General features: G+C 67.2%; 11 protein-coding genes and 4 pseudogenes. 9 read left to right on the forward strand and 6 right to left on the reverse strand.

Annotation, left to right across the window (positions count from 1 at the left end; all coding sequences use genetic code 11):
• The first annotated feature begins 145 nt into the window (after positions 1-145).
• Together GFH48_RS01145 and GFH48_RS39670 are read left to right on the forward strand one after the other, a co-directional pair.
• On the forward strand, positions 146-1,726 hold the full coding sequence (locus GFH48_RS01145) for an ISL3 family transposase (RefSeq protein WP_228120238.1): 1,581 nt from the start codon (positions 146-148) through the stop codon (positions 1,724-1,726).
• Positions 1,727-2,096: 370 nt separating this feature from the next.
• Entirely contained in the window at positions 2,097-2,225 is a 129-nt protein-coding gene (locus GFH48_RS39670) for a hypothetical protein (protein ID WP_265590166.1), read from the forward strand.
• A 796-nt stretch (positions 2,226-3,021) separates the two neighbouring features.
• Here the strand turns inward: GFH48_RS39670 and GFH48_RS01155 are convergent.
• Both GFH48_RS01155 and GFH48_RS40010 read right to left on the reverse strand, forming a co-directional pair.
• Positions 3,022-4,455 (reverse strand): FG-GAP repeat protein, encoded by a 1,434-nt coding sequence (locus GFH48_RS01155; protein WP_153286429.1) that lies wholly within the window; start codon positions 4,453-4,455, stop codon positions 3,022-3,024.
• 584 nt (positions 4,456-5,039) lie between these two features.
• Positions 5,040-5,195 (reverse strand): annotated as a pseudogene (locus tag GFH48_RS40010) (fic family toxin-antitoxin system, toxin component); the annotation flags it as partial.
• A 338-nt stretch (positions 5,196-5,533) separates the two neighbouring features.
• Between GFH48_RS40010 and GFH48_RS01160 the strand changes: the two are divergent.
• A complete protein-coding gene (locus GFH48_RS01160) occupies positions 5,534-6,298 on the forward strand; it encodes a MerR family transcriptional regulator (RefSeq protein ID WP_228120240.1) in 765 nt (254 codons plus the stop codon).
• A 581-nt stretch (positions 6,299-6,879) separates the two neighbouring features.
• On the opposite strand, the gene GFH48_RS01165 is transcribed toward GFH48_RS01160, so the two are convergent.
• Both GFH48_RS01165 and GFH48_RS40270 read right to left on the reverse strand, forming a co-directional pair.
• Complete coding sequence (locus GFH48_RS01165; RefSeq protein ID WP_153286430.1) at positions 6,880-7,515, reverse strand: SMI1/KNR4 family protein; 636 nt, start codon at positions 7,513-7,515, stop codon at positions 6,880-6,882.
• Positions 7,516-7,591: 76 nt separating this feature from the next.
• Positions 7,592-7,914, reverse strand: a pseudogene (locus GFH48_RS40270) (IS630 family transposase); the annotation flags it as partial.
• Between GFH48_RS40270 and GFH48_RS01175 the strand changes: the two are divergent.
• The 4 genes and pseudogenes from GFH48_RS01175 to GFH48_RS01190 all read left to right on the forward strand — a co-directional run.
• Positions 7,906-8,127, forward strand: a pseudogene (locus GFH48_RS01175) (ATP-binding protein); the annotation flags it as partial. The pseudogenes GFH48_RS40270 and GFH48_RS01175 sit on opposite strands and share 9 nt — an antisense overlap.
• A 1,147-nt stretch (positions 8,128-9,274) precedes the next feature.
• Positions 9,275-9,949: a hypothetical protein gene (locus GFH48_RS01180; protein ID WP_153286431.1), complete on the forward strand. Its 675-nt coding sequence runs from the start codon at positions 9,275-9,277 to the stop codon at positions 9,947-9,949.
• A 272-nt stretch (positions 9,950-10,221) separates the two neighbouring features.
• The gene (locus GFH48_RS40025; protein WP_407698694.1) at positions 10,222-10,536 is read left to right on the forward strand and encodes a transposase family protein; all 315 of its coding nucleotides are present in this window, start codon (positions 10,222-10,224) and stop codon (positions 10,534-10,536) included.
• Between the two features lie 39 nt (positions 10,537-10,575).
• Positions 10,576-11,089: pseudogene (locus tag GFH48_RS01190) on the forward strand (IS5 family transposase); the annotation flags it as partial.
• Between the two features lie 81 nt (positions 11,090-11,170).
• On the opposite strand, the gene GFH48_RS01195 reads toward GFH48_RS01190, so the two are convergent.
• Entirely contained in the window at positions 11,171-12,070 is a 900-nt protein-coding gene (locus tag GFH48_RS01195) for a helix-turn-helix transcriptional regulator (RefSeq protein WP_153286433.1), read from the reverse strand.
• Positions 12,071-12,774: 704 nt separating this feature from the next.
• Between GFH48_RS01195 and GFH48_RS01200 the strand changes: the two genes are divergently transcribed.
• A complete protein-coding gene (locus tag GFH48_RS01200; RefSeq protein WP_153286434.1) occupies positions 12,775-13,245 on the forward strand; it encodes a VOC family protein in 471 nt (156 codons plus the stop codon).
• Between the two features lie 311 nt (positions 13,246-13,556).
• Entirely contained in the window at positions 13,557-15,020 is a 1,464-nt protein-coding gene (locus tag GFH48_RS01205; protein ID WP_153286435.1) for a dihydrolipoyl dehydrogenase family protein, read from the forward strand.
• Positions 15,021-15,052: 32 nt separating this feature from the next.
• Here GFH48_RS01205 and GFH48_RS01210 read toward each other — a convergent pair whose 3' ends face one another.
• Positions 15,053-15,847, reverse strand: coding sequence for a hypothetical protein (locus GFH48_RS01210; protein WP_153286436.1), 795 nt, complete (start codon positions 15,845-15,847; stop codon positions 15,053-15,055).
• Positions 15,848-15,926 lie beyond the last annotated feature (79 nt).

A 15,926-nucleotide genomic window follows, 5' to 3' on the forward strand; every position in this document is an offset into this window, starting at 1 on the left:
TGCGTACGGACTTTTCTGGCTCTGGCAAGATTTTCGTAGGCGGAGATCATCTCGTCAGCAGGGTCGTTCGGTCTGCGCGGCGGGCAGCCTGTGACTGTGCCCTGTTGAACTGGTCGGTCTGTTACCGCAGTTGTCTGATGTGGTTGTGATCTCGGTCGAGGTCTCTGATGCTGTGGTGACGGTCCGGGCCCGCACCAGATCCGGTGTTCCTGCGGGATGTACGGGATGCGGACAGCTCAGCACGTGGCGCCACAGCCGCTATGCGCGATGCCTATCCGACGTCACGCTCGCGGGCCGGCCTCTGCTCATCGATCTGTCAGTACGCCGTCTGTACTGCGAGAACACGACGTGCCCGAAGGTGACGTTCACGGAGCAAGTGCCGGGGCTGACTGTGCGCTACCAGCGGCGGACACCACGACTGCAAGGCCTGGTGGAGGACGTCGCGGTGGTGCTGGCTGGCCGGGGCGGTTCCCGGATGCTTCGGATCTTGAACATCAGGCTCTCGCGGGTCGCGGTCCTGTCCCAGCTGATGCGTGTGCCGTTGCCGCCACTGGTCACGCCCCGGGTGCTGGGGGTGGACGACTTCGCTCTCTACGGCGGCACCTACGGAACTCTCCTGGTGGACGCCACCACTCGGCTCCCGCTAACCCTCTGGGAAGGACGCGACGCGGAACGGCTCGGCCGCTGGCTCCGCGATCATCCTGGCGTGGAGGTCGCCTGCCGCGACGGTTCCCTCGCCTACCGGCAGGGCATCGCCACCGGCGCCCCGGATGCCGTGCAGGTCAGCGATCGTTTTCACCTCTGGCAGGCCCTCGCCCGCCGGGTCCAGGACATCGCCTCCGCCCACCGCGGCTGCCTGCCCGCAGCACTGCCTCCGATCAGCGATGCCGCCCCCGCGTCGGTCGAGGAGCCCCTCGAGAACACCACCGCGGACACGCGAGCCGAGCGCCACGCCCGAAGGCTCTTTGAAGCCGTTCAGGCCTTGATCCGTTCTGGCCGGAGCCACAGCTCCGTGGCCCGGGAGCTCGGCCTGAACCGCCGCACGGTCAGCAAATACGCCCGAGCCCGCACTTGGCAGGAGGTCGTGCGACGCCCTCCACGCAAGTTCTCCACCCTGGACCCCTACCTCGACTACTTGCAACAACGCTGGGACGAGGGACAGCACAGCGCGAAGATCCTGCACGAAGAACTGCAGGCCAAGGGCTACCTCGGCCACTACCAGCGAGTGAAAATGGCCGTCGCACCGCTCAGGCGGGGCCTGCCCCTGGACGAGCCACGCGAGCGGCCGCCCTCTCCACGGGAAGCTGCCCGATGGATCACCACCCACCCGCACCGCCGCACCCCGCACATCAACGATCGCATGCCTCGCCTACTCGAAAGCTGCCCCGACCTCAGGACCGCCCACGACCTGGTCCGCCGATTCGCCGCCATGCTCGACAACCGCGACGCGACATCCCTGCCAGAGTGGCTGGAAGACCTCGCGAACACCGGACTCGCACCGCTGACCGGCCTTGCCAGAGCCCTCCGCGAAGACAGAGATGCCGTCGCCCAGGGCATTACCACCCCTTACAACTCCGGGGTCAACGAGGGCCGCATCACCGACGTCAAGCTCCAGAAACGCATCATGGCTGGACGCGCCGGCGTCCGTCTCCTCAGACACCGCGTCGTCCTGATCGCCCACCTCCGACGACGCTTTGCTGACCGGCCGACCGCCTCACCGAGATGATCTCCGCCTACGAAAATCTTGCCAGAGCCACTTTTCTCCCCGGCCGCGTACAGGTGAACGTCCCCAGCTGTTGGTACCCGCTTCTGATCCTGGTGGGCCATGCTGACTCCATGGCAGCTATGGGGTGGGGCATAGCGGCCGTTGCCTGGAGCGTGGTCGCTGTGCTGCTTGTGGGGACAACGGTGTGGGTCGTGGCTCTCGGGCTCGTGCGGCTGGGACGGGCTGGGGACGAAGTCCGGGTTCGTCTTTCGCAGCGCCGGCTCGAAGGCGGGGGCGAGGGGGAAGCCACGTCGAGTGCTCTGGTCGGCTTGTGGGTGACTCGAGTCCGGACACCGTGATGGTGCGTCACGATGGCAAGCCAGGGGAGGTAGTGGCTACCGCCAGGACGCCGTGGGGCACCTTCTGTCGGGCCGACTACTCGGTCTGCTTCACCAGCCTCGACGACATGGTCAAGTCGGGCTGGACGCCGCCAGCACAAGACGGCTGGCGAAGCGCCTGAACGTGGAGCAACTCTCGCTCTACTGGTAGGCCCACTGAGCAGATGTGGCAACCACCCCGAGCAAGGAATGGCCGATTTCAAATGGGCGCGGTTCCTCTGGAGCAGAGGACTGATCGAGAGCGGGTCGGGGATGCGTCCGGCGAGAGCTCCGGCACGCTGGTGCAGGTCGCCGGACGCCTGGATGGGGCCGCCTTCAGGATCTCGGCGGCGAGGGATCGTTTCCACCCGAGGCCCGTGGTGGCGTGCCCGGGGTGGGAGCTGGGGTATGCAGTGGGAGGAACGGGGTGGCAACCTGTCCGAGACCACGAGGGGGATGATCTGCTCATGCGCACACGACGCGTGATCTTAGGCGGTCTCTGGCTTGCGTGCCTGGTGTTCTCCATCTGGTTCTTCGCGAAGGTGATCGTACTGTTCCTGGAGGCAGAGTCCTGGTGACTCGGGCGAGGGATATCGATGGGTCATGCAGAGAGCCGGCATTCAGCCTCTTGCGGAGTCAGGCCTGAATCGGTTGCACGATTTCCCAACTGGTTGCTGTACAGCGGGAAGTGCAGCAACCACAGCAACCGATCCCGTCTGATAGCACCTTGCTGAACCCGAAGTGCGGCCTGTATGACCACCACTGACCGGTCTCTCTTGAACTACGGATCAGAAGGGGCCCGTGCCCCTGTCGTACCCGATCGAACGGGAACTGGCGGGGAGTCATGGTTACTGACGGACAGAGCGAGTGAGGACGCCGACGGGCCCGGAACCCCTTCGGAAGGGTTCCGGGCCCGTTCGCTCCCCGGTGCGGAATGCGTCAGATCATCCAGAGCAGGCCCGCGCCGCCCAGATAACTGGGACTGCGGTCGCTGAGGCCGACGGAGGACGGGGTGAACTCGTGGCAGCCCCGTGCCGTCGGGCCGGTGGTAGTGCCCGGGAAGACCCAGACCGCACCCGGGCCCATGTTCTCGAATGCCGCGCTGACGAACAGCTCTGGCCTGCCGTCCCCGTTCACGTCTCCGACGGCGACCGTCGTGCCGAACGCATCGCCGGATTCCGAGGTGTCCGGGACGTCGGCCGTGTCCTGGGTGAAGGAGTACGATCCGGCGCCGAGCGCACCGGAGCGGCGGCCCGGAATGATGGTGACCTGCCCAGCGTGGGACCTGCCCTCGTACGGGGTCCCGACCACGATGTCGGCGAGTCCGTCCCGGTTGAGGTCGGCCACGGCAAGTGAGCCGCCGAAGTCGTCGCCCTTGTCGCTCGTGCCGGGCACTCCGGCGGTGTTCTGGGTCAGTTGCACCGGCTTGGCGTCGAAGGGGATGCCCTGCTTCGCCCCGTACCAGACCAGGACACGCCCGCCGTGCGCCCCGTCCACGCCGTCCTTGGCGGGCTCGTCGGGGTCGCCGATCACCAGGTCGGCGTACGAGTCGCCGTTGATGTCACCGGTGGCGGCGATGAGGCCGTTGCCCTGGGTCATGTAGTCGTCGTACATCATCCCAGGGCCCCGGTAGACCTCACCGCCGCTGAGGCCGGCCAGTCGGACGGTGATGGCGACCGGGTCGGGGGCACCGTCGTGGTTGAAGTCGCCGAGCGCGACGCTCGCGACGGAGGGCGTGTTCTCGTTGTACGTCCTGGACCCGTAGGTGCCGGTACGGCTGAACGGCCCGGTGAAGTAGACGGACCCGCCGGTACCGGCGACCGCGACCTGCGTCTTGGCTCCGGGGCCGCCGGCGAACACAGCGACATCGCGCCCGTACTCGCTCGCCCCGTCGTGGGGCCTGGCGGGATTCGGCAGGTCGGTGGCGCTCGTCAACCCGTTCTTGCTGCCCCACAGCGCCACGACCGCGCCCGAGTCGTTGCCCTTGGACGTGTCCTCGTAGGGGGCGGCGACCACCAGGTCGGCAAAGCCGTCGCGATTGATGTCGGCCGTCGCAGTGGCCGCCCCGAACCCGTCGCCCGCCTCGGCCGAGTCCGGCACGCCCGCACTGTTCTGCGTGATGGTCTGCCGCCTGCTCGTCGACAGTCCCGACTTCGACCCGTACAGGACGACGACGGCACCGGCCCCGTCCTTGCCCGCCACATTCGCGCCCGGTGCGGGCACAACCGCGTCCCGGTAGCCGTCCCCGTTGAAGTCACCCGGCACCGCGCCGTGCACGGCCACCGCAGGGGTGACCGGTCCCAGGGCCGTGGTCCCCAGCACGACGATCACGGCTACGGCTCTCCATCTCCCCTTGAACCTCTGACGTGTCATACAGCCCCCTCCTTCTCGGCGCACCGACCGTGCGCCGACATCACGCTGGGATTGTTAAGCCAGGAGATGACGAGAATGGGGGTGGAGCCCAGGGGTTCCACCCCTGGGCCGCGGCACTCGAAAGGGAAGCGGGAGACTTGCAGGGTGTGGTGGACGGCCTGGGTGACGGTCATGCCGACCAAGTAGGGCAACCACCTCTGAACTGCCCACCGTCGTTGATCCAGGCGCCGTCCGCCGGTCTCCAGTGAGCCTGCTCCTCAAGAAGCATTCTCGCCACTTCGGCGGGCTCCTCGATCATCCTCTGGGGCAATCGGTCCCGGCGTGAATCGGCGCAGCGCCTGCCGGTCCGGTATCCGTGGACTGGTTCCACGCCAAGCGTGTATCAGGGCATGGATTCCGGCCGGGAAATGATCTTGGTTCGTGGCCACCGAGGACACCGTCTCGGCCTGCTGATATCGGGCGTCCGGTCGAGGGAGCGCCTGCGCGCGAGGAGCAGCCGGAGATGACGGGTTCGCCGTCGGCGAGGGGGTCCTTTTCGGCACACAGAGAGGTCAGGGGGCAGTACTCCAAGCACGTAGGTGCCGGCCGATCAGTCCCACGCCCATGGCCCGCGCGTTGCCCCGGGATTCTGCTGCGTAGAGCGGACCGTAGTCGTCAACCTGCGGATCACCAGGCAACAACTGCGCGGCGCGCAGCAAGAACGTCACCTCAAGCGGCTGGGGCGGCTCGTTCGACGTCACGCGGTGTGGCCCCGCTTCTGCTGCTCCTCAAGGTCCTGCCGCGCCTCCAACTCCGCAGAGGGCTGCTCCGCACCGGGGGCGGCCGCGCCGGCCTCTTCGGAGAACGACGCCGCAAGCGACTCCGCGCGGGCGATCCGGACCTGAAGCCCTGGGCACGGTCGATCGACGGGCCCATGAGGACGATTCCACGACCGCCTCGGGCCTCCCTCTCCGTTCCACGGACCAGGAGCGGTCACCGCACCGACGCGGCCGAGTCACTCCGCCCACGGTCCCACGCAGCGATGTCGGGTGGTACCACGTCTTGAACCTCACGCGGTGTGAGGATGCATCGTTGCTCCATGACCACTTCTGCGACCTGGAAGGTTGGCCGGCTCGCCGAGGCAAGTGGGCTGACCGTACGCACGCTCCACCACTGGGACACCATCGGTCTGCTCAGCCCCTCGCAGCGCACCGCGGGAGGGCACCGAGAGTACACCGAGGGCGACCTCGTCCGCCTGTATCAGGTGCTGGCGCTCCGCAATCTGGGGCTGGCCCTGGACACCGTCGCCGCCTGCCTCGATGCCGGGGTCGACCCGGCGCGGCTGGTACGGGACCACCTGGCCGGTGTGGAGGCGTCCATCGCCGCGCTCGGTGTCCTACGAGACCGGCTCGTGCGACTCGGTGACGAGCTGTCCGCCGAACAGACCCCGACCGCCCCAGCCCTGCTCGACGCGCTGCGGGCGATCGGCGCAGGGGACCGGGGACTGCGCACGCTGGGCCGCCACTTGGACGACGACCAGATACGCGCACTGCGAAGTCGTGCCGCCGCCCTGGGACCTGCGACGCACTACCTGATCGAGGTCGAGTGGCCTGAGCTGTATCGCAGGGCCGAACGGCTCCGTACGGCCGGAACTCCCGCCACACATCAAGAGGTCCGTCGGCTGGTGGCCCGCATGGATGAGCTCAGCGCGATGTTCTCCGGCGGTGACGCCGGTGTCGCCGCCAGGGTACGAGCTGCCTGGCACGACGATCCAGCCGCCATGTCCGGAGACCCGGGCGCTCCGGTCGACGACTGGCGCGAGCTCGCCGACTACCTGGACCAGGCTCGCCGCGACACTCACTGACTCGCTTTTCACCGGCGTCTCCATCTCCAACTGCACAGGGAGTCGGAGGAGCGTCATCCGGGGAGGCCGAGGTCGTCCAGAGAATCACCGCTCGCCCACCGGCTCAGCTGCGGGCCGTCGACCAGATGGACACCGCCCAGCCGGGAAGCCCACTGCACATCGGCACCGCTGAACGGGCCTGATCTGACCAGTACTTGGGTCAGGCCGCCGCCCCGACCGGCCCGGCCTTCCGCAGAGTGGGGGCCGGGCCGACCGACGTGTCCGCTTCGGATACCGCCTCGCCTTCCGCGTGGAACGCCGGAAGCGTCACCGTCACCGTCACCGCCGAATCAGTCGGGGCCGCTCAGGCTGTACTTCTGACTGGTGCCGTCGGAGTAGACGACGCGTCCCTGTCCGCCGGCCGGTCCGTAGCTCGCCGACACGAGGAATCCGAGCGTGTCACCAGTGCCGTTACTGACTTCGGCTCGTTAGGGCGACTTTCGCTGGACTTCCTGATGTCGGCTTCGTGCGAGCGGTGCGATTCCTGACCCGCTCGGCAGAGCTGCGATCCGACGCGTCACGCTTCGGACCGCAGCTCTGCGCTACTCCCACCTCACGAAGGCATCGCTGCCGGTGACGGCCAGATGTGGTGTCACCGGATCGGCATAAGGCAAGCGGATCTGCGTCCCCGCACTCAGGGCGACGAGAAGGTCCCGGAACATGTGCGACAGGCTGTCCCACACCTTCACCGGACCCTCCGTGTCCCCGGCATGCAGGCCGTACAGCACGTTCCCGAATCGTTCTCCATCACGGTGGTCGAGGATGAGCTTGCCTCCGGTGATGTCCGTGGCGATCGGGACCCATCGGACGTGGAACAGGTACCCATACACTCCGTCGTAGACGTCCCGCAGGGCGGGGTCTTCCGACTCGTTCTCGTCGACCCACTCGGCTATTGCTTCCTCCATCGTTCGTTGACCGGCACGCATTCCCTCGGCGCCACTCAGGATGAACCCTGCGGAAAGGATCACGCCCGGACCGCCATGCCCCTTCGTGGCGGTGACCCCGTCGTGACGCCCCAGCCACGTCACCAGATCAGGGTGCAGAGGGAACCGACGGTCGGCGATGGCGTCGATGTCGTCCTGCGCGGCGGGTGGGTTCAGGGCGGCGTGGTCCGCAGGCGCGTTGGCCTCCAGCCAGGCATCGATCCGGGCGAGGACAACATGAAGGTCGTCGGTCATACGACAACGCTACGAGTAACGGTGGCGCTGTCATGCACTGATGACGCCTGCGGATGGCGATACTGGATTCGGCTCGTCAGGTGGACGTTGGATTGTCGGAGATCAGGCCGTTGCCCGCTATGAAGCCGTCGAGGGTGCCGTGCCGGTACTGAAGTCGCTTGAGGCAGTTTCGGACGAGGGCCTCGAGCCGGTCTAGGGCGACCACGGCGAGGTTGGCCAGACTGCGCTTGACGTGCGCCCATACCCCCTCCACGGGGTTGAGGTCGGACGAGTAGGCGGGTAGGCGGGTAGCAGGAAACCCGTCAGCCATTCGCGCTCGGCGACCAGCTCACGCATGGCGTGGGAGACGGGGGTGTTCAGGCGGTCCCACACCGGCACGATCGGCGCTTTGACGAGCTGGCTCGCTGGGGGCTGCCGGAAGCGGCATTCCTCGCGGAACTCGTAGTCAGCGAGCTGGTTACCAACGCCATCCGCTACGGCTCCAGCCTCGTACAGCTGCGCCTGATCCGGCACGACACCCTGATCTGCGAGGTGTCCGACGGCTCCACCACCGCCCCTCACCTGCGCCGGGCCCGCACCTTCGACGAAGGCGGGCGCGGACTGTTCGTTCTCCCACTGGCCCGCGCGGCTCGCGACGGACTCCCGGTCCGGGAGGTCGCCGCTCAAATCAAGACCTGGACAAGCTGATCGAGCAGGCTCTTCAGGCAGTGGGGAGTCAGGGCTGCAGATCATCAGCGAGCGTCGACCAGGCATTCGCAGTGGTGAGGCGTTCAACGAGACCCCCAGGGCCATCATGGCAATGGAGTCCAGCAGGACGGCCGCCACCCCGCTGTCCACGAAGTGATGTGAAGACGGATCGCGAGGGGCGTGAGGAGGAGCAAAACGTGCTCCCCACGCAGCGAGGGTGATCAGGACGGACGGTCGGCTGCCCCGAGAAGTGGTCCCCGCGTAGGCGACGGTGATCCGAGCCATCCGCAGTACATGAACCCTGACCTGGCTGCGGAGCGCGTCTACTGAGGACCATCGAGGTTGTGCGGCTCAACGACCCCGGCGGGATATCGAACGCACGTATTTCGGTCGGTCCTGGAATCCCGAGAAAGCGGTATACGGCAACACCTACGGCCCCGCCGCACTCCTCGTCATGCGAGCGGCAACATGGAGCCGGACCCCGGCTATTCCGCTATTCCTCGCGGCGCGAGGACGCCCGCGGCCACCCACGTTTCGATCCCCTTCGAAACGTGCATGGCCGCCCGCCCGTCGGACGTACGGTGCCGCGCGTCAGCTCGTACGGACCACCGCGGCACACCTCGTCGCAGCGGGACGATCCAGGAAACCCAGGGGACCATCCATGCCCACACATACTCTGCGCAACGGACTCCTCGCCGCGCTGGCCGCGGTCTGACCGCTCACCGGCGCCACCCACGGCGACGTCCTTCTTGTGGAATTGCGGGTGGCCGGTCAGCTGGACACTGGCCATGCGGCAGTGGACAGCTCGCGTGTCCGGGTTCTCAAATGGAGCTCTCACCGAGCCCTCATCGGTCGGCCGGCCACGTCCGGACAGCGGGCACGGCTGAGTCGGGCGAACGGCACAGGTGCCCAGGTCAGCCCCGGTCCGCCGGCGTGATCTTCCATGAGCGGGCGCTCTTGTAGTCTCTGCGGAGGTCGTAGGACATTCATGGGGACGGTGGGGGCTATGACGGAGTCGAGGCGTGGCAGACGCGTGTGGTGGAGGCTCGGAGCCGGCCTGGCCGCTTTGGGGATGGCGGCCGGCTGCTCGTCGCACGGCGACGGCTCGGCCGGCAAGCCCAACGGTATCGAGGGGCAGTCGGTCGACCGCGTCTTCACCCGCGTGGACAAGGCGCTGGACGCGACGTCGGTGCACACCGTGCAGGTGTCGGGCGGCCGCAAGCTCAGCGACGTCCACGCGGTTCACGGCGGCGACCGGTGCACGGGCCTCCTCACCGATGACGACGGCTACGCCTGGCACTTCACCACCCTCGGCGAACGGATCTGGGTCACTCCTCAGCGGAGCAGCGCGAAGCTGGCCGACCGCACAGGCGCGCAGGTGGAGCCTGGCCGGTACCTGCCGGTGGAGGTCAGCTCGCCCGGATTCGCGGGCACGCTGGCCCAACACACCAGCGCGGGCTGCCATATGCGTTTCTCCACACTGAAAGAGCAGCACGTCGTCGTCACGAGGGGCGCCGAGTCCCGCATGGACGGGCGGCCGGTTCTCGCGGTGAACGCAGAGCAGGGCGATGTGAAGAGCACCGTGTACCTCGCCACCACCGGCGAACCGGTGCCCCTGCGGGTGGTGGGCCGCGCGGGGAAACAATCCTTCACCACGACGTGGGAGGACTACGATGTCGTTCCGACGATCTCAGCGCCCCCGAAGTCGAAGACCCTTCCCTCTTTGTCCTCAGAGCCCGACCGTTGACCTGCGTCGACACCTTCCGTCGAGTTCATCGACTGGCTTCGTTCACGTTCAGCAATAACGTCTGTCGATGAGCCTCGGCTCTGGTCCACTTGTTGTGGTGGTCGTGTACACAGGGTGACTGTCGATCTTCGTGTGACGGAAGTTGAGATCGCCCGAAAATCGCCCGGCCGGAATGCCGCGTGGTCGACAGCGCTGCGCTGTGAACGAAGACGGCCGCAGCTGCACGACTGTTGTTCTCCTCAGTGGAAGGCCTGTCCGTGGAGCCCGTCGACATGGCCAGCGCGGTTGTACAAGTCGAGGCCCGGAGCACGGCCAGGCAGGCGTCCTGTCCGGGCTGCGGGCGGTGGTCGGGGCGAAAGCATGGTTCCTGTCTACGCTTTCCTCGTGATCTGCCGGCGGCTGGCACGTTCGTCGTGGTGTCGTTAAGGGTGCGACGGTTCGTCTGCGCTGAGAGCTCCTGTCCTCGCAAGACCTTTGCCGACAGGTTCCGGGGTTCACTCGCCGGTTCGGCCGACGCACCGAGCGGCTGCGATCGACGTTGGTCCCCGTCGGTCTCTCGCTCCCGGGTCGGGCTGGCGCCCAGATGACGGACGTCTTGGGGGGTACCCGTCAGCCGGAACACTCTGCTGGACCGGTCCCGGTGCGCGATCGACTCGGTGAACACGCAGGCCCTGAACAGAGAGGCATGACCGCGGTCCGAATCCTGTCGAGAGGGGCAAGTACGGCTCGAAGATCCACCTGCTCACGGAGCGCACCAATCTTCCCCTGTCCGTCGCAGTCTCAGGGGCGAACCTCCACGACAGTCAGGCGCTGATCCCGCTGGTGAAGGGGATACCGCCGATCCGCTCGCGGCGTGGACGCCGGCGACGCAGACCGGCAAAGCTCCACGCCGACAAGGGATACGGCTACGACCACCTGCGGCGATGGTTGCGCGAGCGTGGCATCAGGCACCGCATCGCCCGCAGGGGCGTCGAGTCATCGACCCGCCTGGGCCGTCACCGGTGGACCATCGAGCGCACGATGTCCTGGCTCGCCGAATGCCGGCGGCCGCACCGCCGCTACGAGCGCAAGGCCGAGCGCTTCCTTGCCTTCACGAGCATCGCCTGCACCCTCATCTGCTACCGCAGACTCGCCAAATGAGATGACTTCTCAGCTGAACCCGTCGCGCGCGGCCCGGCAAACTCGGCCACCTGCACGTTCCGCAAAATGCCGATCAGACAGTTACTCAGGGTTGCCCACAGAACCTGGTTTTCCTGCGGTGTCCAGGACACCGATCCGGTCGGCAAGGGTCCTCAAGGCTTCAGAAGACCGGGAGCCGGCTTGAGCTGTACTCACGAACAACCACTGGTCCGGATCACCGGGAAAAGCAAGGGACTCATAGTCCAAGGTGACTTCACCAATCAGGGGATGCCGATAATTCCTCGTGCCATGGGAGAATTCCTCCACATCCTGCGCGGCCCACCATCGGCGAAAGTCTTCATCTAGGGCCGACAGCTGATCAATCAGATCGGCCAGTTGCGGATCGTTCGGATGCCGACCCGCATACAGGTGCAAACCTGTGACGACCATGCGCGCGGCCATTTCCCATTCAATAAACAGCTCACGCGCAGTAGGGTCGAGAAATATAAAACGCGCCAGATTACGCTTGCGGGCCGGCAGGGCATCGAAATCAACATACATCGCGCAAGCCATTCGGTTCACGGCAAGGACGTCCATGCGGCCGTCCAGAATCATGGCGGGAACGTCCCGAAGAACCTCAAGCAGCGCATGTGCCCCTGGACGCACTCGCCACGGAACCGCGGGCCTGCTCACTCTGGCCACGGACTGCGGCCTGGCCAGGGCGAACAGATGTGCACGCTCGACATCGTCCAGCCTCAGTGCACGGGCTACGGCCTCCAGTACCGCTTCCGATGCGTTGGCCACCCGCCCGCGTTCCATGCGGATGTAGTAGTCGGCGCTCAATCCGGCCAGGAGCGCAACCTCCTCACGCCGCAGTCCCGGAACACGACGACTCGCCCCCGGTGTGACCCCGACCTCCTCAGGAGTCACCCGGGCTCGCCGCGAGCGCAGAAAATCACTCAGCTCTTTGTTGTCATCTGAACCGGACGACATTGTGCCCATATATTGAGGCTAGCCCTCAACGCACCACCCCGGCAAACGCACAGTGGATCAATAACACCACCTAAGCAAACCGTGTCATCGACAAAGGGTGATCTCTGAAACAGTTCCTCAGAAAAGCGAAATCGGAACCGTCTCGCTTTCCGGCAGGCCGTGACCTGCCCATACCTAATTTACGCGGGATGTGATCACGCTTCCCGGACATGCCGAAATGCGTCGGCCGAGGCTGCATCTACCGTCACGGCCGAACTGTCGACCGGACAACTGCTGCCGCCGCGGGCTGCCGTACCGGCCACACGCGCGGGGCCCCAGACCTTCTGCGCGCAGGGCGCACGTAGCGGGCCCGTATGGCCACGCAGGCGGGGCCCGCGTTGGATCCGAATTCCTTGCTGTCCTCCAGGCATCGGCCCGTGGCCGCGTCGACGACTTTTCGTCGTTTCCGCCGCCGAGGATCAAAATGCCTGACGCACGGGCGGTTGCTCAGTGACAGGGAAGGGGGGGCTGCCAGTACCTGTACCAGCAGACCATGACCGAGATAGGCCTGTTTGACCACCCACGGGCGCCTTTCCGACTGGTTCTCTGGATCTCAGGTCACCACGAAGCCCGCGGGCCTCACCGACCTCGCCGACCAAGGCACGAAACCCCGTTCGCCACTCCGATGACGCATGGGGAACATTCCACCGAAGTCAAGAAACAAGGACAGCCCCATGGAACTGAAGCTCGAAATGATCGTGATGCCCGTCTCCGACATCGACCGGGCGAAGGCCTTCTACGAGAAGGTCGGATTCCGCCTGGACGTCGACCACACGGCCAGCGACGACTTCCGGGCCGTGCACTTCACACCGCCCGGCTCCGAGTGCTCGATCATCTTCGGCGAGGGGATGACACCCATCGCACCCGGCACGCTCCAGGGCCTGTACCTCATCGTCTCCGACATCCAGAAGGCCCACGCGGAACTCGTCGGCCGCGGCATCGAGGTCAGCGAGATATTCCACGACGCCAACCTCTTCTTCCACGGCCACCAGGACGGGGACGTCACCCACCACTCCCCCGGCCAGGAGCGTCTGGCCGGCCCGCACCCCGAGCGCGCCTCCTACGGCTCCTTCCTCACCTTCAGCGACCCCGACGGCAACGGCTGGGTGCTCCAGGAAATAACGCAGCGCCAGCCCGGCCGCTGACAACCCACCGCCCGAGAGCTGGCGTCCGCTCCAGCCCAGCGACGGTCGCACCCGGGACGAGCGCCCGCGCCGGACCACCAGACGACACAGGGGTGCTCCCCGCCACCCGGCCGTCGCCCTGCCACAACAACTTTGGCGGCCGATGCGGCGCCAAGAGCCGGTCTTGCCACAAGAGCCGTCCCATCCCGTGACCCCGCCCGATCGACCCATGCGCGGTGCCGCCGCCCTGGCACCGTCCGGCTGCGGGTATCGGCCGACGCGGCCGGCAACGGACCGCGGTCGCCGAAGCGCGCGACCCGGTCACGGAAGCAATGAGGAACGAGACAGTGAGGAACACAGCAGTGACGAACGAGACGACCCGCACCTACGACGTGATCGTCATCGGCGGGGGCCCGGTCGGCGAGAACGTCGCCGAACGCACCCGCGCCGCAGGACTCAGCACCGTGATCGTGGAACGCGAACTCCTCGGCGGCGAATGCTCGTTCTGGGCCTGCGACCCGAGCAAGGCACTGCTACGACCCGTGGTGGCACGTGCCGACGCCAGCCGCGTCCCCGGACTCGACCCGGCGGTGGCCGGCCCGCTGGACGTCGAGCGGGTCTTCGCACACCGCGACAGGATGTCCTCGTACTGGAAGGACGAAGACCAGGCCGACTGGCTGAACTCGGTCTCCGTCGACCTCCTACGCGGCCACGGCCGCCTCACCGGCCCCCGACAGGTGGCCGTGCAAACCCCCGACGGCGACACCATCACCCTGGCCGCCCGACATGCCGTCGCCCTCTCCACCGGCACCCGCGCCGCCCTGCCCCCCATCCCCGGACTCGACACCGTCCACCCCTGGACCAGCCGCGAGGCCACCACCGCCCGCAAGGTACCCGGCCGGCTCACCGTCGTCGGAGGCGGTGTGGTCGCTGTCGAGATGGCCACCGCCTGGCAAGCCCTCGGCTCCCAGGTCACCATGCTCGTCCTCGAGAACGGTCTCCTCGAACGGATGGAACCCTTCGCCGGCGAACTGGTCACCGACGCCTTGCGCGAAGCAGGCGTCGACATCCGCTTCGACACCACCGCCACCTCCGTGCACCGCGACGGCGGCGAGGTGCGGATCACCCTCTCCGACGGTACACAACTGGCCGCGGACGAGATCCTGTTCGCGACCGGCCGCACCCCACAGACCCGGGACATCGGCCTGCAAACGGTCGGACTCACCCCCGGCGACTGGCTGAACGTCGACGACACCTTCCAAGTCACCGGGATCGACGACGGCTGGCTCTACGCCGTCGGCGACGTCAACCGCCGCGCCCTGATGACACACCAGGGCAAGTACCAGGCCCGGATCGCCGGCACCGTCATCGGCGCCCGCGCCAAGGAAGAACCCGTCCACGACGCCCCCTGGGGCACGCATGTCGCCACCGCCGACCACACAGCCGTCCCCCAGGTCGTCTTCACCATCCCCGAGATCGCCTCCGTCGGCCTCACCAGCCGCGAGGCCGAGCGGAGCGAGCGCCGCATCGAAGTCGTCGACTACGACCTCGCCCAGGTCGCCGGCGCCCACCAGTACGGCAAGGACTACCGCGGCCGGGCCCGCATGCTCGTCGACACCGACCGCAACACCGTGGTGGGCGTCACCTTCGCCGGCCCCGGCGTCAGCGAACTGGTCCACTCGGCCACCATCGCGATCGCCGGCGAAGTCCCCCTCGACCGCCTCTGGCACGCCGTCCCCGCCTTCCCCACCCTCGGCGAAGTCTGGCTGCGACTACTCGAGACCCACCGCGGCTGAGCACGCCCCACCCCACATACGGGGCCCCGGCGCTACCGCCGATGGCCGCCGGTTTCCAGGACCTTCATCTGGGCGGTGACGAGGGCGGCGGGGATCTTCTTGACCCTGTAGGCGTCCAGGTCGACCGCGTCGAAGACGGCCACGGTGGAACCCGAGCGAATGACCTGGAAACTCTGGAGCGACCGGTAGGGATCGCTGTCACCGCTGGGAGAGCGCGACACGACGTCGAGCCGGAAGGAGACTCCCTCGTCGCCCTGGTGGGGATCGCCGGTGCGACGCAGCTTCTCGAAGGTCGTATCCGCCGGAAACGTCATCGTGTAGGCGGTGCAGGCAGCCAGAGCCGACCGCAGTTCGTCCATCACCCGCGCGGCGTCGGCCGCACGATAGGACACGAGGTGGAGGCCGGATATTCCGTCCTCGTTCTGGGCCATGCGCGTCACGCTGCCGAGTGGGGTGTACTTGCTGGCGCCCGACAAGGCGGAGCCGACCGGCGCGCACGACACGGGGCGCGTGGCCTCCTCGCGCAGGGCACTGACGGTGCCGTCGCCGAAGCCGTCAGTGCCGTCGCCGAGCCTGGAGATGGTCCACCCCGGAACGTCCCGCTCGTCGACCACCGCGCGTTCGAGCTGATTCTGCGTCAGGGGGCTCTGTGCCGGGCTTTTCGGCGTCGGCGTCGCGGCCGAAGCCGTTCGCGCGGCGATCTCGGCGCCCGGCGCGTGGTCCGCGGTGGAGCCCCCGCTCTTCTCGGCACCGCAGCCGACCGCTCCGAGGCCCAGGACCATGCCCGCGGCGACGACGGCCCATCTTCGTATGACGACGTTCTTCACTGCCCACTCCTGGATCGCACCTGTGAGAGGGGATAGTACGGCCATGACCTCGGATGATGCACCCGAACGGGTGCCAGGG

Origin of the sequence: Streptomyces fagopyri (genome assembly GCF_009498275.1) — a bacterium.
GTDB classification, from domain to species: domain Bacteria; phylum Actinomycetota; class Actinomycetes; order Streptomycetales; family Streptomycetaceae; genus Streptomyces; species Streptomyces fagopyri.